We start from the raw sequence: 21,264 nt of genomic DNA on the forward strand, positions 1-21,264 counted from the left end.
TGCTCGACCTTAATAAGGTCTTACTAGTTTTCTTACGGAATTCTCCGTAAGGTGAATGTTTCTCGGTTTATATCTTCTCATTTTATCTGGTTTTCAAAGAACAAACTTTTGAGAGTTTGAACTCTCAAAACTGAACGAAACGAAACGTCTTTTTTACGATGTCTAGCTCTGGCGCCTATCGACTAGCAAATATCTACGCTTCTTCCTACGATAAGTCAACATCGATTCGCCTAATGGCTCATCGTGTTTCCTTTATCTCGTCAGAATCTATGATATTTGTACGTCGATGGACAGGCGCCTCCGCTTTTCGTTTATTCCTTAGAAAGGAGGTGATCCAGCCGCACCTTCCGATACGGCTACCTTGTTACGACTTCACCCCAATCATCTGTCCCACCTTCGGCGGCTGGCTCCAAAAGGTTACCCCACCGACTTCGGGTGTTACAAACTCTCGTGGTGTGACGGGCGGTGTGTACAAGGCCCGGGAACGTATTCACCGCGGCATGCTGATCCGCGATTACTAGCGATTCCGGCTTCATGTAGGCGAGTTGCAGCCTACAATCCGAACTGAGAATGGTTTTAAGGGATTGGCTAAACCTCGCGGTCTCGCAACCCTCTGTACCATCCATTGTAGCACGTGTGTAGCCCAGGTCATAAGGGGCATGATGATTTGACGTCATCCCCACCTTCCTCCGGTTTGTCACCGGCAGTCAAATTAGAGTGCCCAACTAAATGCTGGCAACTAATTTCAAGGGTTGCGCTCGTTGCGGGACTTAACCCAACATCTCACGACACGAGCTGACGACAACCATGCACCACCTGTCACCGCTGTCCCCGAAGGGAAAGGCCTGTCTCCAGACCGGTCAGCGGGATGTCAAGACCTGGTAAGGTTCTTCGCGTTGCTTCGAATTAAACCACATGCTCCACCGCTTGTGCGGGCCCCCGTCAATTCCTTTGAGTTTCAGCCTTGCGGCCGTACTCCCCAGGCGGAGTGCTTAATGCGTTTGCTGCAGCACTAAAGGGCGGAAACCCTCTAACACTTAGCACTCATCGTTTACGGCGTGGACTACCAGGGTATCTAATCCTGTTCGCTCCCCACGCTTTCGCGCCTCAGCGTCAGTTACAGACCAAAGAGCCGCCTTCGCCACTGGTGTTCCTCCACATCTCTACGCATTTCACCGCTACACGTGGAATTCCGCTCTTCTCTTCTGCACTCAAGTCCCCCAGTTTCCAATGACCGCTCACGGTTGAGCCGCGAGATTTCACATCAGACTTAAGAGACCGCCTGCGCGCGCTTTACGCCCAATAATTCCGGACAACGCTTGCCACCTACGTATTACCGCGGCTGCTGGCACGTAGTTAGCCGTGGCTTTCTGGTCAGGTACCGTCAAGGTACCGTCAGTTAAACGGTACTTGTTCTTCCCTGATAACAGAGTTTTACGATCCGAAAACCTTCTTCACTCACGCGGCGTTGCTCCGTCAGACTTTCGTCCATTGCGGAAGATTCCCTACTGCTGCCTCCCGTAGGAGTCTGGGCCGTGTCTCAGTCCCAGTGTGGCCGATCACCCTCTCAGGTCGGCTACGCATCGTCGCCTTGGTGAGCCGTTACCTCACCAACTAGCTAATGCGCCGCGGGCCCATCTGTAAGTGACAGCATAACCGTCTTTCAACCTTTCTCCATGTGAAGAAAGAAATTATCCGGTATTAGCTCACGTTTCCGCGAGTTATCCCAGTCTTACAGGCAGGTTGCCCACGTGTTACTCACCCGTCCGCCGCTAACTTCAGGGAGCAAGCTCCCATCCATTCGCTCGACTTGCATGTATTAGGCACGCCGCCAGCGTTCGTCCTGAGCCAGGATCAAACTCTCATTTAAAGTTTGTTTAGCTCATATAAAGCTGGCGATGATCAAAAGATCATCTAAAATTTATTATTGACATTCGTTTCGTTCAGTTTTCAAAGATCAAATTTCTCTCCGCCTCTTTTGGCGACTTTTCTATTATATTACGTATGTAATATAATGTCAACACTTTTTTGTTTTATTTTTTGGTGGAGCCTAGCGGGATCGAACCGCTGACCTCCTGCGTGCAAAGCAGGCGCTCTCCCAGCTGAGCTAAGGCCCCAAATAAATATATTAACTGGTCGGGAAGACAGGATTCGAACCTGCGACCCCTTGGTCCCAAACCAAGTGCTCTACCAAGCTGAGCTACTTCCCGGGTATACCCATTTCCGCCAAACATGTGTAAATATTCCCTTGGAGCGGAAGACGGGATTCGAACCCGCGACCCCCACCTTGGCAAGGTGATGTTCTACCACTGAACTACTTCCGCAAATAATAATCGTTATTTATTACGAAAGGAAATGATGCGGGTGAAGGGAGTCGAACCCCCACGCCTTGCGGCACTAGATCCTAAGTCTAGCGTGTCTGCCAGTTCCACCACACCCGCAAATATAAAGTTCTTAAATAAATATTATAATTAAAAATGGTGAGCCATGCAGGATTCGAACCTGCGACCCTCTGATTAAAAGTCAGATGCTCTACCAACTGAGCTAATGGCTCATACCATGGTGCCGGCCAGAGGACTTGAACCCCCAACCTACTGATTACAAGTCAGTTGCTCTACCAATTGAGCTAGGCCGGCAAATAAGTATGGTGGAGGATGACGGGATCGAACCGCCGACCCTCTGCTTGTAAGGCAGATGCTCTCCCAGCTGAGCTAATCCTCCAATTATTACGTAGCCTGGCAACGTCCTGCTCTCACAAGGGGAAGCCCCTTACTACCATCGGCGCTGAAGAGCTTAACTGCCGTGTTCGAGATGGGAACGGGTGTGACCTCTTCGCTATCGTCACCAGACTACTTGCACAGGATGTGCTGACTTCTGCGTTGCTCACAGGACGTGAGCGATCTTAGCAGAAGATCCTTTTAATGAGGTTCATTCCCTCAAAACCAGATAAAAGAGAAGTAGTAATTGAAAAACATTCATTTGATTAAGCCCTTGACCGATTAGTATCCGTCAGCTCCATGTGTCGCCACACTTCCACCTCGGACCTATCAACCTGATCATCTTTCAGGGGTCTTATGGTATAAACCAAGGGAAATCTCATCTTGAGGGGGGCTTCATGCTTAGATGCTTTCAGCACTTATCCCTTCCGCACATAGCTACCCAGCTATGCCTCTGGCGAGACAACTGGTACACCAGCGGTGCGTCCATCCCGGTCCTCTCGTACTAAGGACAGCTCCTCTCAAATTTCCTGCGCCCGCGACGGATAGGGACCGAACTGTCTCACGACGTTCTGAACCCAGCTCGCGTACCGCTTTAATGGGCGAACAGCCCAACCCTTGGGACCGACTACAGCCCCAGGATGCGATGAGCCGACATCGAGGTGCCAAACCTCCCCGTCGATGTGAACTCTTGGGGGAGATAAGCCTGTTATCCCCGGGGTAGCTTTTATCCGTTGAGCGATGGCCCTTCCATGCGGAACCACCGGATCACTAAGCCCGACTTTCGTCCCTGCTCGACTTGTAGGTCTCGCAGTCAAGCTCCCTTGTGCCTTTACACTCTGCGAATGATTTCCAACCATTCTGAGGGAACCTTTGGGCGCCTCCGTTACTCTTTAGGAGGCGACCGCCCCAGTCAAACTGCCTGCCTGACACTGTCTCCCACCCGGATCACGGGTGCGGGTTAGAATGTCAGTACAGCAAGGGTAGTATCCCACCGATGCCTCCACAGAAGCTGGCGCTCCTGCTTCGACGGCTCCTACCTATCCTGTACAAGCTGCACCAACATTCCATATCAGGCTGCAGTAAAGCTCCACGGGGTCTTTCCGTCCTGTCGCGGGTAACCTGCATCTTCACAGGTACTATAATTTCACCGAGTCTCTCGTTGAGACAGTGCCCAGATCGTTGCGCCTTTCGTGCGGGTCGGAACTTACCCGACAAGGAATTTCGCTACCTTAGGACCGTTATAGTTACGGCCGCCGTTTACTGGGGCTTCAATTCGTACCTTCGGCTTGCGCCTAAGCACTCCTCTTAACCTTCCAGCACCGGGCAGGCGTCAGCCCCTATACTTCGCCTTGCGGCTTCGCAGAGACCTGTGTTTTTGCTAAACAGTCGCCTGGGCCTATTCACTGCGGCTCTCTCGGGCTTTCACCCAAAAGAGCACCCCTTCTCCCGAAGTTACGGGGTCATTTTGCCGAGTTCCTTAACGAGAGTTCTCTCGATCACCTTAGGATTCTCTCCTCGCCTACCTGTGTCGGTTTGCGGTACGGGCACCTCCCGCCTCGCTAGAGGCTTTTCTTGGCAGTGTGGAATCAGGAACTTCGGTACTATATTTCCCTCGCCATCACCGCTCCGCTTTAAAGAGAAGGATTTGCCTCCTCTTCAGCCTAACGGCTTGGACGCGCATATCCAGCAGCGCGCTTACCCTATCCTCCTGCGTCCCCCCATTACTCAAACGGCGGGGAGGTGGTACAGGAATATCGACCTGTTATCCATCGCCTACGCTTTTCAGCCTCGGCTTAGGTCCCGACTAACCCTGAGCGGACGAGCCTTCCTCAGGAAACCTTAGGCATTCGGTGGAAGGGATTCTCACCCTTCTTTCGCTACTCATACCGGCATTCTCACTTCCAAGCGCTCCACCAGTCCTTCCGGTCTGGCTTCACAGCCCTTGGAACGCTCTCCTACCACTGACACCTACGGTGTCAGTCCGCAGCTTCGGTGATCCGTTTAGCCCCGATACATTTTCGGCGCAGAGTCACTCGACCAGTGAGCTATTACGCACTCTTTAAATGGTGGCTGCTTCTAAGCCAACATCCTGGTTGTCTAAGCAACTCCACATCCTTTTCCACTTAACGGATACTTGGGGACCTTAGCTGGCGGTCTGGGCTGTTTCCCTCTCGACTACGGATCTTATCACTCGCAGTCTGACTCCTGAGAATCAAGTCTTTGGCATTCGGAGTTTGTCTGAATTCGGTAACCCGATGAGGGCCCCTCGTCCAAACAGTGCTCTACCTCCAAGACTCTTTCTCAAGGCTAGCCCTAAAGCTATTTCGGAGAGAACCAGCTATCTCCAGGTTCGATTGGAATTTCACCGCTACCCACACCTCATCCCCGCACTTTTCAACGTACGTGGGTTCGGGCCTCCAGTAAGTGTTACCTTACCTTCACCCTGGACATGGGTAGATCACCTGGTTTCGGGTCTACGACCTCATACTATATGCGCCCTATTCAGACTCGCTTTCGCTGCGGCTCCGTCTCTTCAACTTAACCTTGCATGAAATCGTAACTCGCCGGTTCATTCTACAAAAGGCACGCCATCACACAGCGTTTTCCCATAGGGAAATACGCATCCATGCTTTGACTATTTGTAGGCACACGGTTTCAGGATCTATTTCACTCCCCTTCCGGGGTGCTTTTCACCTTTCCCTCACGGTACTGGTTCACTATCGGTCACTAGGGAGTATTTAGCCTTGGGAGATGGTCCTCCCAGCTTCCGACGGGATTTCACGTGTCCCGCCGTACTCAGGATCCACTCAGGAGGGGATGACATTTCGACTACAGGGCTGTTACCTTCTGTGGCCGGCCTTTCCAGACCGCTTCGTCTACATCATCCTTTTGTAACTCCGTATAGAGTGTCCTACAACCCCAAGAGGCAAGCCTCTTGGTTTGGGCTTTTCCCGTTTCGCTCGCCGCTACTCGGGGAATCGATTTTTCTTTCTCTTCCTCCGGGTACTGAGATGTTTCAGTTCCCCGGGTCTGCCTTCCATTTCCTATGTATTCAGAAATGGATTCTGCCCCATTACGAGCAGAGGGTTTCCCCATTCGGAAATCTCCGGATCGAAGCTTACTTACAGCTCCCCGAAGCATTTCGGTGTTAGTCCCGTCCTTCATCGGCTCCTAGTGCCAAGGCATCCACCGTGCGCCCTTACTAACTTAATCGTTCGTGCAATGATAAGCTTCGAATCTCTGCGTCAGCTTCATTCATTCGCATCCTCACGTATTATATACGCTCCGGCGCTCACTCATTTGCTTCCTTGATCTTCTCGCTTCTCCTTGCTCGACCTTAATAAGGTCTTACTAGTTTTCTTACGGAATTCTCCGTAAGGTGAATGTTTCTCGGTTTATATCTTCTCATTTTATCTGGTTTTCAAAGAACAAACTTTTGAGAGTTTGAACTCTCAAAACTGAACGAAACGAAACGTCTTTTTTACGATGTCTAGCTCTGGCGCCTATCGACTAGCAAATATCTACGCTTCTTCCTACGATAAGTCAACATCGATTCGCCTAATGGCTCATCGTGTTTCCTTTATCTCGTCAGAATCTATGATATTTGTACGTCGATGGACAGGCGCCTCCGCTTTTCGTTTATTCCTTAGAAAGGAGGTGATCCAGCCGCACCTTCCGATACGGCTACCTTGTTACGACTTCACCCCAATCATCTGTCCCACCTTCGGCGGCTGGCTCCAAAAGGTTACCCCACCGACTTCGGGTGTTACAAACTCTCGTGGTGTGACGGGCGGTGTGTACAAGGCCCGGGAACGTATTCACCGCGGCATGCTGATCCGCGATTACTAGCGATTCCGGCTTCATGTAGGCGAGTTGCAGCCTACAATCCGAACTGAGAATGGTTTTAAGGGATTGGCTAAACCTCGCGGTCTCGCAACCCTCTGTACCATCCATTGTAGCACGTGTGTAGCCCAGGTCATAAGGGGCATGATGATTTGACGTCATCCCCACCTTCCTCCGGTTTGTCACCGGCAGTCAAATTAGAGTGCCCAACTAAATGCTGGCAACTAATTTCAAGGGTTGCGCTCGTTGCGGGACTTAACCCAACATCTCACGACACGAGCTGACGACAACCATGCACCACCTGTCACCGCTGTCCCCGAAGGGAAAGGCCTGTCTCCAGACCGGTCAGCGGGATGTCAAGACCTGGTAAGGTTCTTCGCGTTGCTTCGAATTAAACCACATGCTCCACCGCTTGTGCGGGCCCCCGTCAATTCCTTTGAGTTTCAGCCTTGCGGCCGTACTCCCCAGGCGGAGTGCTTAATGCGTTTGCTGCAGCACTAAAGGGCGGAAACCCTCTAACACTTAGCACTCATCGTTTACGGCGTGGACTACCAGGGTATCTAATCCTGTTCGCTCCCCACGCTTTCGCGCCTCAGCGTCAGTTACAGACCAAAGAGCCGCCTTCGCCACTGGTGTTCCTCCACATCTCTACGCATTTCACCGCTACACGTGGAATTCCGCTCTTCTCTTCTGCACTCAAGTCCCCCAGTTTCCAATGACCGCTCACGGTTGAGCCGCGAGATTTCACATCAGACTTAAGAGACCGCCTGCGCGCGCTTTACGCCCAATAATTCCGGACAACGCTTGCCACCTACGTATTACCGCGGCTGCTGGCACGTAGTTAGCCGTGGCTTTCTGGTCAGGTACCGTCAAGGTACCGTCAGTTAAACGGTACTTGTTCTTCCCTGATAACAGAGTTTTACGATCCGAAAACCTTCTTCACTCACGCGGCGTTGCTCCGTCAGACTTTCGTCCATTGCGGAAGATTCCCTACTGCTGCCTCCCGTAGGAGTCTGGGCCGTGTCTCAGTCCCAGTGTGGCCGATCACCCTCTCAGGTCGGCTACGCATCGTCGCCTTGGTGAGCCGTTACCTCACCAACTAGCTAATGCGCCGCGGGCCCATCTGTAAGTGACAGCATAACCGTCTTTCAACCTTTCTCCATGTGAAGAAAGAAATTATCCGGTATTAGCTCACGTTTCCGCGAGTTATCCCAGTCTTACAGGCAGGTTGCCCACGTGTTACTCACCCGTCCGCCGCTAACTTCAGGGAGCAAGCTCCCATCCATTCGCTCGACTTGCATGTATTAGGCACGCCGCCAGCGTTCGTCCTGAGCCAGGATCAAACTCTCATTTAAAGTTTGTTTAGCTCATATAAAGCTGGCGATGATCAAAGATCATCTATTTATTATTGACGTTTGTTTCGTTCAGTTTTCAAAGATCAAATTTCTCCTCGCCTCTTTTGGCGACTTTTCTATTATATCAAGCTGAGAATCATATGTCAACAACTTTTTTTGAATTGTTTTTTTGATTTCTCTTTTTCAAAAGCACGAATAATAATATACCATCATTTTTTAAGTAGCGCAATACCTATTTATACTTTTTTTAAAAAAGGAGGAGTGCAGCCTCTTAAATAGCTACACACCTCTATATTTACCAAATAAATAATATTAATCCCGGCTTCTCATTAACGGAAACAATAATACGTCACGAATGGAAGGAGCATTAGTCAATAACATTACTAAGCGATCGATACCAATTCCTAGTCCTCCAGTCGGCGGCATACCGTATTCAAGTGCCTCTACAAAATCCTCATCCATTTCATGGGCTTCATCATTCCCTTGCTCACGCTCAAGCAATTGACTTTCAAACCGTGACCGCTGATCAATTGGATCATTTAATTCTGTAAATGCATTTGCGTGTTCACGACCAACAATAAATAATTCAAAGCGATCGGTAAACCTGGAATCTTCCTCATTTTTCTTGGCCAGTGGTGAGATTTCTACTGGATGGCCATAAATAAATGTAGGTTGAATTAACTTTTCTTCTACTCTTTGCTCAAAAAATTCGTTAACGATATGGCCAAACGTCATATGTTCTGTAATTTCAATATTATGTTCAGCAGCTAACTTTCTAGCATCCTCATCACTCATTTGTCCCCAAAAGTCTACTCCAGTATACTCCTTAACAGCATCGACCATATGGAGCCGGCGCCATTTCGGTTCCAAATTAACCTCATAATCTCCGTATTGGATTAATGTCTTCCCAAGTACTTCTTTTGCGACATGCGCTATCATATTTTCGGTTAATTCCATAATATCATTGTAATCAGCATATGCTTCATATAATTCAATCATCGTAAACTCAGGATTATGACGAGTTGAAACACCTTCATTACGGAACACTCGTCCAATCTCATACACTTTCTCAAGACCACCAACTATTAAACGTTTTAAATGCAGTTCAATAGCAATACGCATATAAAAGGGCATGTCCAATGCGTTATGGTGGGTTTTAAAAGGACGGGCAGCAGCTCCCCCGGCAATAGCATGTAGCATCGGCGTTTCGACTTCTAGAAAGCCCTCTTGATCTAGATAATTTCGGATTCCTTTAATGATTAAACTACGCTTAATAAATGTTTCTTTACTATCCTGATTCGTAATCAAATCTAGGTAGCGTTGACGATAGCGTTGCTCCACATCTTTTAAACCATGGAATTTATCTGGTAGCGGACGTAGTGCCTTTGTTAACAATTGGAAATCCTTTGCTTTTATAGAGAGTTCCCCTACTTTTGTTTTAAAAACATTACCCGTAATTCCAACTAAATCACCAAGATCTGTTGAATTAAAAAGTTCGTACGCCTCTTCACCAACAGCGTCTTTACGAACATAAATTTGGAGCTGTCCTTGTAAATCTTGGATATGGGCAAAACCAGCTTTACCCTTTCCGCGCTTAGTCATTACACGCCCAGCTATCGTTACTTCAATTTCTCTTTCTTCTAATTCTTCTTTCGAAAGTGCTTCATATTCACTTTTTATTTCCTGAGTATTGCTTGAACGTTCGAAACGTTTGCCAAATGGGTCGATTCCATTTTCGCGCAGAGCTAGCATTTTTTCATGTCTTACTTGTATTTGATCATTAGTTTCTTCATGACTCACGTAAAAACACTCCATTCTATTTAACGTCACTTATTAATCCCCATTATTACACATTATTCTCAAATGCTAACAGTTTTTTATAAAATCACTTTAATGATTAGTTTAATTCTTTCCCCCAAAAAAACAAACTGCCAGTAATATACCGGCAGTATGACATGCATGTTGTCTAGCTTGTTTGATATTTCCATCAAACAAAACTACAATTCAGCTCTAGTATCACAGTGATTAATGGCATTCCTAATTTGGGGTTTCCATGAATCCTTTTTAAATACCGAGCAGCATGTTTCAGCATTTCTCACACTGCTACATTTTCTTCCTTTAAACAATTAATCGATCTAGAAACTCTTTGACAGTTTAATAAACCACCCATGGCTTTCCAAAAGTTGCTCATCCAATCATAACTTCATCGAGTTCCTTCTAATACTCCAGCCATCGGAGTGAGTACATCTTGGTGTATCTGCAATTTCCAACACTGACTTTACCTCACTCCCTTTCATCTTCAGGTGTTAATTCAGCAATCGAAACACCAAGGCAATCAGATATTTTCTCCAACATATGATCCGATGGTAACCTCGTGCCTCGTTCAATTTCACCAAAAACAGAAACGGATACTCCTATATCATTTGCAAGACCTTCTTGCGTAAAACCTTTTAGCTTTCGAAAAGCGCGAATGCGTCTTCCCCATTTATCTGTTTCCATAACCGAACTCCTTCTTTGTCAGGTATTTCGTCCAGAACTTCAACTAGCGGGGTATCTGAATTCGGAAGTACAAGACTCCGATCTATTTCTAACAGTGGCACAAGAACAAAAGCACGTTCTCTCATTCGTGGATGAGGTATATGTAGTGCCTCCATTTCAATATTTTCTTTATTATACAATAAAATGTCAAGGTCGATAACCCTCGGCCCCCACTTAAACTCCCTTATTCTTCCCATCTCTTTTTCAACATCTAAACATAGCTTTAAGAGCTCAAGAGGAGATAGTGTTGTGGAAATTCGTACGACCATGTTTAAAAAAAGGCCTTGATCTGTATAACCAACAGGGTCTGTCTCATATATAGATGAAAGTGCAGTCACTTCGATATTAGGGGATTGATGAAGTCTCGAAATGGCATGCTTTAAAAACTCTTCCCTAATGCCCATATTTGAGCCAAGTGATAAAAAGGCATTATTTTTCATGAATGCTGCTCCCTCGTAATTTCAACCGCTACAGAATGATAGTGCCCCCGAATAGGCGGATCTGGCTTAATAACCTTTACTGTAACTCGTTCAATTTTTTTAAAATTTTCTAAAACGACTGTCGATATTCTTTCAGCCACAGCCTCAATTAATTTATAGGTTTCATTTTCCACTACTTGCTTACACATTTCATAAATATCTACATAACTGATTGTTTTTTCTAAATTATCCTCAAGGCCTGCTTCACGAAAATCTGTCTCAATAACCATAGTAACACGAAACCTCTGACCAAGCCGTGTCTCTTCAGGTAGCACTCCGTGGTATCCGTAAAATTCCATTTCATTTAAATAAATCTTATCCATTAAAACGTTCTCCCTTACCCATTAAAGTGTCCATCATTTGGGCCATTCGGCTAATTTCCTTCACATCGTGGACACGCACCATTTGACATCCCTTTTGAATACCAAAGCACACCGTAGCGCCCGTTCCTTCCATTCTTTCATCAACAGATAAATTAAGCGCGGTTCCTATCATCCGCTTTCTCGATGTAGCAAGCAAAACCGGATAACCAAGACCAACTATTTTATCTAGATTAGCCATCATTTTAAGATTCTCTTCATAATCTTTAGCAAAACCAATACCCGGATCTATAATAATTTGCTCATCTGCTACGCCAGCCTTTTTTGCAATAGAAATACTTTCATATAAATCATTTAGTACATCTCGAACAAAAGAAGAATAGTTTCGATCTTCGCGATTATGCATCAATACAATCGGCAAACCTGTTTCCGCAGCCACAATAGCGATCTCTGGGTCCCTTTTTGCTCCCCATATATCATTAATCATAGTGGCCCCAGCATTTGCTGCCCACTTTGCCGTCTCTGCTTTATAAGTATCAATGGAAATCGGAACATTCACTTTCATAGCAAGCGCCTCAATAATAGGGACAACACGAGCTATTTCTTCCTCGACCGTCACTGGTTCATGCCCTGGCCTAGTTGACTCCCCACCGATGTCAATAATATCTGCTCCATTAGCAACCATTTCCTCAGCATGATTTACAGCTAATGTATGATGATTATAGAGGCCGCCATCTGAAAATGAATCCGGTGTAATATTTAAAATTCCCATAATCATTGTCTTCTTTTCTAAATCCAATTCAAACGGTCCACATTTTATAACATTCTTCACCTATTTACACCCTTTTTTACCTTACTTATATCCTTAGACTACCGTATTAAGCCCTTTTTGAAAAGAACAAAACCCCGCGTGTGGCATCTACTAAAAATGCTAAACACAAAAGAGCAGGTTCAAATTAATGAACCTGCTCTTTCTATCTATTAGTCCTCGAACTGATATAGTGGTGTACTCAAATAACGCTCCCCGTTATCCGGGATAATTGCCAATACTTTCTTACCTTTACCTAACTCTTTAGCCACCTTTAATGCTGCTGCAATCGCTGCACCGGCCGAAATTCCACCTAGAATTCCTTCCTCTTTCGCAGCACGTCTTGCCCATTCAAAGGCTTCCTCATTTTTTACTTTAACAACCTCATCATATATATCCGTATTCAGTACTTTAGGTACAAAACCTGCACCTAAGCCTTGAATTTTATGAGGCCCTGGCTTTCCACCTGATAATACAGGTGAATCATTCGGTTCAACTGCATAAATTCGTATATTTGGATAAGCATCCCTTAATACACTGCCCGAACCAGTAATCGTTCCACCTGTCCCAATACCTGAAACAAACCCATCAAGTTGATCGCCCATTTGCTCAACAATTTCTTTACCTGTCGTTAAACGGTGAATTTCCGGGTTTGCCCCATTTTCGAACTGTTGAGGAACAAAATAACCATGTTCTTCCGCAAGTTCACTTACCTTCTTTATCGCACCGTTCATTCCCTCAGAACCTGGAGTTAAAATAAGTTCTGCACCATAAGCTCGCAACAAGCTTCTTCGTTCTAGGCTCATTGTATCTGGCATTACTAAAATGGCACGATATCCTTTAGCAGCAGCTACCATCGACAATCCAATTCCAGTGTTTCCACTTGTAGGCTCAATAATAGTATCACCAGTTTTTAATTTCCCGGCCTTTTCTGCGGCTTCAATCATAGCAAGGGCAATTCTGTCTTTTACACTACTGCCAGGGTTCATGTATTCTAACTTTAAATAAACATCTGCACTTGTGTCATCAACGAGTCGGTTTAATTTAACAATCGGAGTGTTTCCAATTAATTCTGTAATAGAATTTGCAATCTTCGCCATTCCCTCACCTCTAAATCCGAGTATTTTTATTGGTTTATTATTAAAATAACACGCCTCCATTATATAGTCAATGAGAAACTTCCGATTATAATCAATTCTTCAAAAATAAAATAGGAAGGTGGCAACTCCCACCTTCCTTTATATTACCCTTTCGCTTCCGTCATTAATGCCTCAAGGTCTTCTTTAGAGAAATGATATGTTTCGTTGCAAAAATGACATTGCGCATTCGCTTCGCCATCCTCCGTAATCATTGCTTGTATTTCTTCAACTCCGAGACTTATAATCGCGTTCGCAAGACGCTCATTTGAACAAGTACAACGAAACTCTATCGGTACTTTATCCAAAATATGCACATCTTTGAGGAGAAATTCCAGTATTCTTTCAGGCGAATGGCCTTCATGTATTAATTTTGAAACAGGTGGGGTTGACTGAAGTCTTTGCTCAATTTCAGAAATCACTTCATCTGATGCATCAGGCATCATTTGCATGATAAAACCCCCACTAGCTAAAATGGTGTTATCTGGATTCACTAAAACACCGACTCCCACTGATGATGGGGTCTGTTCAGACTTAGCAAAATAATAGGTAAAATCATCCCCAATTTCACCAGAAACAATCGGGACTTGACCAGAAAAATGATCACGAAGCCCCACATCTTTAACAACTGTTAGTGTACCTTCTGTTCCTACTGCACGCCGAACATCTAATTTTCCAAACTCATTCAAATCAAAATGTGTTTGAGGATTAGTTACATATCCACGAACATGGCCAAAAGCGTCTGCATCCACTAAAATAGCGCCCAGCGGACCGCCACCCTCTATTTTAATTGTAATTTTATTATCACCTTTTAGCATAGCGCCCATCATAACACCCGCACTCATAGTTCTTCCAAGAGCAGCAGATGCCGTTGGCCACGTGTGATGACGGCGTTCCGCTTCGGCAACCGTATCAGTTGTTAATGCCGCATATGCACGAACTTGGCCATCATATGCCAATGCCTTAACTAAGTAATCTCCCATCTATATAAACCGCCCTTCACTCGCTAATATTTCTTTTATAAATTAATTGTAGGCCTTTTAATGTTAGATCATGATCAACGATATCAATCATCTTTGTTTCAGAAGCAATTAAATTAGCTAATCCTCCAGTTGCAATAATGGTCGGCTTTTTACTAGATTTAGCCATCATGCGCTCAACTATACTCTCGACCTGCCCAACAAAGCCAAACAAAATCCCCGCTTGCATAGCCGCCACGGTATTTTTCCCAATAACTTCATCGACATGTGTAATCTCAATTCTAGGAAGTTTCGCCGCCCTAGAGTATAAAGCCTCTGTGGAAATACCGATACCAGGAGCAATTGCTCCACCCATGTATTCACTTTTTTCATTAATATAACAAAAAGTTGTCGCTGTTCCAAAATCAACGATAATTAGCGGGCTTCCGTATTCATGAATCCCAGCAACAGCATTAACAATCCTATCGGCTCCGACTTCACGTGGATTATCATATTTAATATTAAGGCCTGTTTTAATTCCAGGACCAACAATTAATGGAGTAATTTGAAAATACGTTTTACACATTTTTTCTAGAGTAAACATAAGAGGTGGAACGACAGAAGAAATAATGATTCCCTTAATATCCTTAAAATCAAGTCCTACATGCTGAAATAAAGATTTAATATCCATTCCATATTCATCTTCTGTTTTATGTCGGTTCGTGTGTATTCTCCAATGATATTTCAAAGTATCACGATCATAAACACCAAGAACAATATTCGTGTTCCCTACATCTAATACAAAGATCAATAATCTCACCACTTTACACTCAAAGTTTTTTCTCCAAAATATCATAACATATGAAAAGTGGAAGTGCCCGTTTAGCGACGTAAAAACTTCCTAGCTTCTGACGAGATAAAGGAAACACGGAGAGTCCGATAGGACGAGCCGATGTTGACTTATCGTAGGAAGACGCGTAGAAGTTTTCTAGTCGCTGGGCAATGACGCTAGACCGTGAAAAGTGGAAGTGCCCGTTTAGCGACGTACGAACTTTAATAAGGATGAACGGCTAAAGACGCGCCGTCCTGGCGCAACGCCGTTCTGACCAACGTCCTGTTGGCCTGAGATATAGGAAACACGATGAGCCGTAGGCAAATCGATGTTGACTTATCTTAGGAAGAAGCCGGAAGTCCCACTTAGTAAAGTTTAAACTTAAAGTCCAATCAACGTAAGAAAAGACATCCAAACGGATGTCTTTTCGTCTATTCTTTATGAGAATCATCTTCAGAATCATTAGGGCGATGCGTTGGACCGAATTTCTCCGGACGATCAAGTAGTGGATCTTCACGATCTTCCTTAATCGCCATATCCTTTAACTCGTCCTTAGGTTGGATCGTAACGATTGGATCATCTTTCTCGTTCACTTCAATAATCGGACGATCTGGAAGCTTTCCTTCTTCATATAGACTACGGATTTGTTCAGCATCCAGTGTTTCCACTTTAAGAAGAGTTTGAGCAATTAGTTCCAGCTTATCGTTATTTTCGGTAAGTATTCTCTTCGCACGATCATAACATTCTTTAATGATTCTTTGAATTTCTAAATCAATTTCATAGGCTATAGCATCTGAATAGTTCTGTTCATTATGGATATCGCGTCCTAAGAATACTTGACCACCTTGGGATTGACCGAATTGAAGCGGACCAAGCTTTTCACTCATTCCAAATTCGGTTACCATCTTACGCGCAATGCCTGTTGCCCGTTGGAAGTCATTATGAGCTCCGGTTGATGCCTCTCCAAAAGTGATTTCCTCAGCAACACGTCCACCGAGAAGCCCAGTAATTTTATCCAACAACTCTGGCTTCGTCATAAAATAGCGATCTTCCTTAGGTAGCATAACCGCATATCCGCCTGCTTGCCCACGTGGTACGATCGTAACTTTATGAACCATTTCGGCTTCATCCAAAACTAAACCAATTACAGTATGACCACCTTCGTGATAAGCAACGATGTTTCGCTCTTTTTCCGAGATGACGCGGTTTTTCTTTGCAGGACCAGCAATGACACGATCTGTTGCTTCATCTACATCGTCCATATCAATCCGCTTTTTATCTCTTCTAGCAGCTACTAATGCTGCTTCATTCAGAAGATTTTCGAGATCAGCACCTGAGAATCCAGGTGTTCTCATCGCTATAGCTTTTAAATCAACAGAAGCATCTAGCGGTTTATTACGTGCATGAACTTTAAGTACAGCTTCACGGCCTTTAACATCTGGGCGATCAACTGTAATTTGCCTGTCAAAACGACCAGGGCGGAGAAGTGCTGGGTCTAAAATATCCGGACGATTTGTAGCAGCAATGATGATGATCCCTTCATTTTCACCAAATCCATCCATTTCTACAAGTAATTGGTTCAATGTTTGTTCACGCTCATCATGTCCACCACCGAGCCCTGCACCACGCTGACGTCCAACAGCATCAATTTCATCAATAAAGATGATACATGGTGAATTTTTCTTGGCATTTTCAAACAAGTCACGAACACGTGAAGCACCTACACCAACAAACATTTCTACAAAGTCAGAACCACTAATAGAGAAAAACGGTACACCAGCTTCACCCGCAACCGCTCTAGCGAGTAACGTTTTACCTGTTCCTGGAGGTCCTACAAGAAGGATACCTTTAGGGATTCTTGCTCCAAGCTCAGAAAACTTCCGTGGATCCTTTAGAAATTCAACCACTTCTACAAGTTCTTGTTTTTCTTCATCTGCACCAGCTACATCTTTAAAGCGAACTTTTTTCTTTTCTTCGGAATATAGCCTTGCTTTACTTTTCCCAAAGTTCATTACTCGGCTTCCGCCACCCTGTGCTTGATTTAACAGGAAGAAAAATAGAATAAAGATGATAACGAAAGGAATAATAGTTGTGAAAAACGAAACCCAAACACTCGATTCCTTCGCAGGTTTTACCTCTAATTCAGATGATGCAGCATCAATTCGATCCAGCATAGCTGGACTGTTCATGACATAAGTAATGAAAAAGTTACCTTCTTTAGCGTCTTTTAACTTACCTTTAATTTCATAAACGCCACGTTCCGGCTGCATACTATATTTCTCAATATCACCATTTTCCAAATGTGTTACAAATTCGTTGTAAGATATTGGTTTTGTCATTTCATTACTGTTTTTAAACCAACTCAAGATCCCAACTAGTACCAGGAAAATGAGAGCGTAGAAAATGACATTTTTCAAAACCCGGTTCATCCCTTACCTCCTCCCACGGTAAAAAAACTATATTCAATAGTATCATAGAAAATTCTGCTTTTACAATAATTCAACTTCTTTTTATTATATATTTTACTCTTCCTCATTCTTTCCATATATCTCCGGTTTTAATATCCCAATATAAGGGAGATTGCGGTATTTTTCTGCATAGTCTAACCCGTATCCGACAACGAACTCATCTGGTACAGAAAAACCTACGTAATCAGCTTCAATATTTGCCTTTCTGCCAGTCGGTTTGTCTAATAAGGTAACAATTTTAATCGTTTTTGCCTTCCGATAACGGAATAAATCAACCAAATAGTTTAAGGTTAAACCACTATCAATAATATCTTCAATAATTAATATGTCTCTTCCTTCAACACGGGTATTTAAGTCTTTAAGAATTTTTACCTCACCTGTGGAAACCGTCCCACTTCCATAACTTGATACGTCCATGAAATCAATTTCTAAATATGTATCAACCCGTTTTAAAAGATCAGTCATAAATGGTGTAGCGCCTTTTAAAACACCAATCGCAAGAGGAAATCGATCCTTATATTCTTCCGTCAGTTGTTCAGCAAGCTCCACAATCTTTTTATTGATTTCTTCTTCAGTTATTAATACTTTCTCAATATCATTTTTCATATGTACCCTCCAAAATTGGTTTCAAGGCTGTAATATATTTGATAATATTCCGTGGTGTTGTTGGATACTAAATGATAGGACGACTTCTTTAGCCCAGGGATCCATAAAATTTTACCAGTGTTATCCGTAACGATAGGCCAAGCTAATCGCTCTATCCGAGACACCTTCTCATCAATAAAGAGTGTTTTTACCTTCTTACTCCCATCCATTCCTTTAATCCTTATTTTGTCACCAGGTTTTCTCGTTCTTATAATTATCGGTAACTCAATGTCCGTTAGATTAAATCTGAATATATTTGGGTTTGGCGGAGGAAAATCACCTTTCTTCTCTTCTACACCTATTACCCCTCCACTAGGTAAATATACATGATCTCCCGGATATAGTTCATAATAGTATGGAGAAGGAGGTTCCTCTTCATCAAATGTAAACTGACATACTTCATAAGAACGAATAACTTTTAACCCTACTGGAAAGTTTAAACTTCCAGATGGATGGGTACCTTTTAATAAGTTTTGGAGTTGATCTACATGAAATGCAGTTAAGTCAGGTGCCATGTGAAGGTAAAGATAGTTTAATATTAGATGAATCACCCTTTTTTGTAAAGGCAAAGGTATCTCTGAAAACTGGTTAATATCAAGTAAAATTCCTCCATTTTCACCTTCTCTACACATTTTAGGAAATTGCTCTTTTGCTAATTCTTGCAAATAGGCTTCATCAGCGCTTAGTTCTTCACTAAATCGTTGAAAGTGATCCAAAACTTGGCGGTTTTCCCTTTTCAAAAATGGGAGAACGTCAAAACGGAAACGATTTCTCGTATACGTGCGTTTTTGGTTGCTCAAGTCTAGCCTCGGTTCAAGGTGATAGTATTTACAATACTCTTCAATTTCCTCTTTGGAAACAGCTAGCAATGGCCGAATGATTTCCCCAACATTTTGAAATGGGCGAATTACCTGGATTCCTGCTCTTGCTATTCCACTTGCCCCTCTAGTCAATCTCATTAATATCGTCTCTATTTGATCATCACCATGATGCCCAACGGCTAATTTAGTTGCCTTTAAGTCCCTCATTACATGCTCAAAAAATTGGTAACGGTACTTTCTTGCTGTTTCTTGTAATCCAGCACGATCCTTTTCCATCTTCTCTGCAATGGGAATAGAGGTACTTTTACAAACTATATTGTTCTGCTTGCAATATTCCTCAACAAATAGACGATCATTCTCAGATTCCTTTCCTCTTAACATATGATCAACATGAACAACAGCTAGTTCGATATCATAAATTGCCCTTCTAGAAACAAGATAGTGAAGTAAGGCAAGCGAATCCGGACCTCCGGATACAGCAACGACAATAAAGTCTTTTTCTTTTATTAAGGAATGTTTCTTTACAAATTCCTTTGTTTTTTTCTCAAATTGCAACATAATAAACCCTTCCCATCTTCCAAATACAGCATTGGTCTATCCATTATGTTACCACTTAACTTGAGTCTTATAAAATATAACCATATATATAAAGTGCATATAAAATAATTGTTAGAGTTAAAACCAATACAGTTTCCATAAAGGAGCCTACCCGTTTCTTCTTACGTTTTTGCGTATATCGGGCTGTTCTTGTTTTTGGCACTTGTTGGTTTCCTCCTGATAATAATAGAAGAATCTCCTCTTTCATTTCTCTAGCGGAACGGTATTTTCCAGTCAAAGCCTTCAGTAAAACTGGTTCAAATCGACTTAACTCTTGGTGATTACGAACTAACTCACTCAATTGCTGATAGCTATTTTCTCTTTTTGAAAATCTCTTTGGATAGTAAAGATTAATAAATAGCATAGCCGTAGAAAATAAATCGTAGGAAGGTTCCGCCTTTCTTGACCCGAGTCCCCAATAACCTCTATCAAAGAACTCGGTAAATTCCTTAATAGCTCTTCCAATCATAGTAGTTCCTCCAACATCGATTACACGAATAGTTGGAGGAGGGCCTGATACAATTAAATTTTCCGGCTTCAAATCGCCAAACACCCAATTATTCTTATGGAGACCTTCCAAAACGTCTAATAGCTGAACAATCATAACTCCAGCCCACGACTTACCTCCCTTTTGGATAAAAGAAAGGAGATCAGGTCCTTGAATATATTCCATCACATAAAAGTGGATTCTTCCCCTCGGGCTATCCCAATCATCAACGTCATACAAAGAAGGCCCTAGGGATGATCCCTGGACCTTCGCAAACGCCTTTAACACATTAACCTCGGACGTAATAGAAAGACTATCCGTACTCATCTTTAAAGCAACATAGCCCGTTTTTGCTTTTGCAAGATAGACTACGCCATTTGCCCCAGAACCAAGCTCACTTTTAAGTTGATAAAAATGCCTATGCCACTTTCCCGTAATAATTGTGCCGGCAGAGAAATTACATTGAGTCTTCCATGTATTCATCATTGGATAACAGCCCTCTCAAAGAACGCTTTTTCTTGAAATGGGCCATCGCTTCACGTAAGGCAGGCCCAGTCGGAGTAATCCCGCCAACAGCCAACTTCGGGAAAATGCTTGTCAACAATTCCAGATTTGGTGTCCAATCTAAAAGTCGCTCTACTTCTTTCCGTTTCCCGGGAAATACAAAGACAGAAAAGCGATTATTGCCCATTCGTGCATTTAAACTTAATGATAGATCCAGTAATGCTTCTTTTACTGTTGGAAGCTTCATTTTCATACTTGCACTTGTATCTACTAAGACTAATACCTCAATATCGGCCGTTTCTCCAAGCTCATCAACTACTTCCATAATCTCGCCTCGTTGATCTGGGGGTAGTTCTTCAATTTCTGTTGCTTTGCCAAGAATTTGCCGAAGCTCTTTATTGACGACACCTTGTAATGTTTGAGTCATCGCCTTTCTTGTTACCATTTGAACGGTTTGTGATAATTGTTCTGCAACGACAATTTGACTTATTCCACCGCCAGATGCTGCTATCCCTTCAATTTCATTTACACCCTTTTGATCGATCGTATCATTTTCAATAACACCAATAACATTTATAGTTATTCCATTTTCTTTAGCAAGAGCCGCCATTGCAATCGGATCTTCTCCTTGATTGGAACATCCATCGGTTATTAACAAAATTTGTTTTAAACTACCTTTCTTCATAAGCTCCCCTCCAATTTACGGTCGTGAACCCTCCGTTTTTACCATCCTCTCCGGGAGCACTTACTTT

At 43.6% G+C, this 21,264-nt stretch carries 13 protein-coding genes, 7 tRNA genes and 4 rRNA genes; all 24 read right to left on the reverse strand.

The features are described from left to right. Nucleotides 1-322: 322 nt before the first annotated feature. The 24 genes from BN1243_RS13775 to BN1243_RS13890 all read right to left on the reverse strand — a co-directional run bounded on the left by BN1243_RS13775 (nucleotide 323) and on the right by BN1243_RS13890 (nucleotide 21,197). Nucleotides 323-1,870 (reverse strand): 16S ribosomal RNA (locus BN1243_RS13775). A 171-nt stretch (nucleotides 1,871-2,041) separates the two neighbouring features. Further along, nucleotides 2,042-2,117: transfer RNA gene (locus BN1243_RS13780), tRNA-Ala, on the reverse strand. 16 nt (nucleotides 2,118-2,133) lie between these two features. Next, nucleotides 2,134-2,210, reverse strand: a tRNA-Pro gene (locus BN1243_RS13785). Between the two features lie 39 nt (nucleotides 2,211-2,249). Continuing rightward, nucleotides 2,250-2,324: transfer RNA gene (locus tag BN1243_RS13790), tRNA-Gly, on the reverse strand. A 35-nt stretch (nucleotides 2,325-2,359) separates the two neighbouring features. After that, nucleotides 2,360-2,441 (reverse strand) — tRNA-Leu (locus tag BN1243_RS13795). Between the two features lie 37 nt (nucleotides 2,442-2,478). Continuing rightward, nucleotides 2,479-2,554: transfer RNA gene (locus BN1243_RS13800), tRNA-Lys, on the reverse strand. A 6-nt stretch (nucleotides 2,555-2,560) separates the two neighbouring features. Next, nucleotides 2,561-2,636: transfer RNA gene (locus tag BN1243_RS13805), tRNA-Thr, on the reverse strand. 9 nt (nucleotides 2,637-2,645) lie between these two features. After that, nucleotides 2,646-2,721, reverse strand: a tRNA-Val gene (locus BN1243_RS13810). 12 nt (nucleotides 2,722-2,733) lie between these two features. Continuing rightward, a 5S ribosomal RNA gene (rrf, locus tag BN1243_RS13815) occupies nucleotides 2,734-2,849 on the reverse strand. A 130-nt stretch (nucleotides 2,850-2,979) separates the two neighbouring features. Beyond that, nucleotides 2,980-5,933: ribosomal RNA gene (locus tag BN1243_RS13820) — 23S ribosomal RNA — on the reverse strand. Nucleotides 5,934-6,370: 437 nt separating this feature from the next. After that, nucleotides 6,371-7,918 (reverse strand): 16S ribosomal RNA (locus BN1243_RS13825). Together the 16S, 23S and 5S rRNA genes with 7 tRNA genes alongside form the textbook arrangement of a ribosomal RNA operon. Nucleotides 7,919-8,230: 312 nt before the next feature. Then, nucleotides 8,231-9,718: a lysine--tRNA ligase gene (gene lysS, locus BN1243_RS13830; protein WP_062107731.1), complete on the reverse strand. Its 1,488-nt coding sequence runs from the start codon at nucleotides 9,716-9,718 to the stop codon at nucleotides 8,231-8,233. A gap of 483 nt (nucleotides 9,719-10,201) precedes the next feature. Next, nucleotides 10,202-10,417 carry a helix-turn-helix domain-containing protein gene (locus BN1243_RS13835; RefSeq protein ID WP_062107733.1) on the reverse strand — a complete coding sequence of 72 codons (216 nt, stop codon included), beginning with the start codon at nucleotides 10,415-10,417 and terminating at the stop codon, nucleotides 10,202-10,204. After that, entirely contained in the window at nucleotides 10,369-10,896 is a 528-nt protein-coding gene (gene folK, locus BN1243_RS13840) for a 2-amino-4-hydroxy-6-hydroxymethyldihydropteridine diphosphokinase (RefSeq protein ID WP_062107735.1), read from the reverse strand. The genes BN1243_RS13835 and folK overlap by 49 nt, the downstream gene beginning before the upstream one ends. Beyond that, nucleotides 10,893-11,258, reverse strand: a complete 366-nt coding sequence (gene folB, locus BN1243_RS13845; RefSeq protein ID WP_062107737.1) for a dihydroneopterin aldolase — start codon at nucleotides 11,256-11,258, stop codon at nucleotides 10,893-10,895. Before folB ends, folK begins: the two co-directional genes overlap by 4 nt. Next, entirely contained in the window at nucleotides 11,251-12,033 is a 783-nt protein-coding gene (folP, locus tag BN1243_RS13850; protein ID WP_062110628.1) for a dihydropteroate synthase, read from the reverse strand. Before folP ends, folB begins: the two co-directional genes overlap by 8 nt. Before the next feature lie 203 nt (nucleotides 12,034-12,236). Further along, a complete protein-coding gene (gene cysK, locus BN1243_RS13855; protein WP_062107739.1) occupies nucleotides 12,237-13,163 on the reverse strand; it encodes a cysteine synthase A in 927 nt (308 codons plus the stop codon). Nucleotides 13,164-13,306: 143 nt separating this feature from the next. Next, entirely contained in the window at nucleotides 13,307-14,182 is an 876-nt protein-coding gene (hslO, locus tag BN1243_RS13860) for an Hsp33 family molecular chaperone HslO (protein ID WP_062107741.1), read from the reverse strand. Nucleotides 14,183-14,198: 16 nt separating this feature from the next. Further along, nucleotides 14,199-14,969, reverse strand: coding sequence for a type III pantothenate kinase (locus BN1243_RS13865; protein WP_195892110.1), 771 nt, complete (start codon nucleotides 14,967-14,969; stop codon nucleotides 14,199-14,201). Nucleotides 14,970-15,421: 452 nt separating this feature from the next. Beyond that, nucleotides 15,422-17,419 (reverse strand): ATP-dependent zinc metalloprotease FtsH, encoded by a 1,998-nt coding sequence (gene ftsH / locus BN1243_RS13870; RefSeq protein ID WP_062107745.1) that lies wholly within the window; start codon nucleotides 17,417-17,419, stop codon nucleotides 15,422-15,424. A 93-nt stretch (nucleotides 17,420-17,512) separates the two neighbouring features. After that, nucleotides 17,513-18,064, reverse strand: a complete 552-nt coding sequence (gene hpt / locus BN1243_RS13875; protein ID WP_062107747.1) for a hypoxanthine phosphoribosyltransferase — start codon at nucleotides 18,062-18,064, stop codon at nucleotides 17,513-17,515. Beyond that, on the reverse strand, nucleotides 18,061-19,482 hold the full coding sequence (gene tilS / locus BN1243_RS13880) for a tRNA lysidine(34) synthetase TilS (RefSeq protein ID WP_062107749.1): 1,422 nt from the start codon (nucleotides 19,480-19,482) through the stop codon (nucleotides 18,061-18,063). Before tilS ends, hpt begins: the two co-directional genes overlap by 4 nt. Before the next feature lie 67 nt (nucleotides 19,483-19,549). Next, nucleotides 19,550-20,494, reverse strand: a complete 945-nt coding sequence (locus BN1243_RS13885; protein ID WP_062107751.1) for a protein kinase domain-containing protein — start codon at nucleotides 20,492-20,494, stop codon at nucleotides 19,550-19,552. Further along, nucleotides 20,466-21,197: a vWA domain-containing protein gene (locus BN1243_RS13890; protein ID WP_062107753.1), complete on the reverse strand. Its 732-nt coding sequence runs from the start codon at nucleotides 21,195-21,197 to the stop codon at nucleotides 20,466-20,468. The genes BN1243_RS13885 and BN1243_RS13890 overlap by 29 nt, the downstream gene beginning before the upstream one ends. Nucleotides 21,198-21,264: the final 67 nt, after the last annotated feature.

This window comes from Bacillus niameyensis, from assembly GCF_001375535.1.
Taxonomy (GTDB): Bacteria; Bacillota; Bacilli; order Bacillales; family Bacillaceae_C; genus Lederbergia; species Lederbergia niameyensis.